This window comes from Poseidonibacter antarcticus (assembly GCF_003667345.1).
GTDB classification, from domain to species: Bacteria; Campylobacterota; Campylobacteria; order Campylobacterales; family Arcobacteraceae; genus Poseidonibacter; species Poseidonibacter antarcticus.
Map to the genome: position 1 here is coordinate 1 of NZ_RCWF01000050.1, position 588 is coordinate 588.

The 588-nt window shown below is 62.9% G+C and carries 2 protein-coding genes; one reads left to right on the forward strand and one right to left on the reverse strand.

Features of this window, described 5'->3' with window-relative positions; genetic code table 11:
* The coding region (locus tag D9T19_RS14940; protein WP_162984616.1) for a M2 family metallopeptidase at positions 1-130 on the forward strand (130 nt) is incomplete at its 5' end.
* Between the two features lie 375 nt (positions 131-505).
* On the opposite strand, the gene D9T19_RS14945 is transcribed toward D9T19_RS14940, so the two are convergent.
* A complete protein-coding gene (locus D9T19_RS14945; protein WP_500043991.1) occupies positions 506-577 on the reverse strand; it encodes a hypothetical protein in 72 nt (23 codons plus the stop codon).
* Positions 578-588: the final 11 nt, after the last annotated feature.

Genomic DNA, 588 nt, shown 5'->3' on the forward strand with positions numbered 1-588 from the left:
GCCCTGGCCGGATGCGTTGCAGGTCTTTACCGGCAGCCGTGAGATGTCGGGCAAGGCGCTGGTCGAATATTTCGCGCCGCTGAAAGTCTGGCTGGATCAGCAGAACAAGGGCAAGCCGCAGGGGTGGTGATGTGCGGCCCCTCCCTGGGCTGGCTTGGGGAGGGGCACTGCCTTGAGGGGCGTTGTCGCTGGCGTTGCTGGTTTGTCACGAGCAGCGGCCCCTCCCCTGACGGGGGAATGGGGGAGCTACCCAACCTCCGTTCAGCCTGAGAGAAGTCGAAGGCCAAGGGAAACCCTGTCTGCTGGGCGATTGTTGGGGCGTGGGCTTCGACTTCGCTCAGCCTGAACCGCTTTCAGTATCCAGCCCGAATCCCTACCCCCCGTTCAGTCTGAGCGAAGTCGAAGGCCACGGGGTAGCCTTTGCCAAAGGCATGTGGCGAGCCGTTTCCCTTGGCGTTCGACTTTGCTCAGGCTGAACGGAGGGACGAGAAGGCTGGGCCGGAGGTCAGGCGTTGGCCTTGATCCATTCCTCGACCACCGGGGCGATCTGGTTGCGCCATTTGGAGCCGTTGAAGATGCCGTAATGGC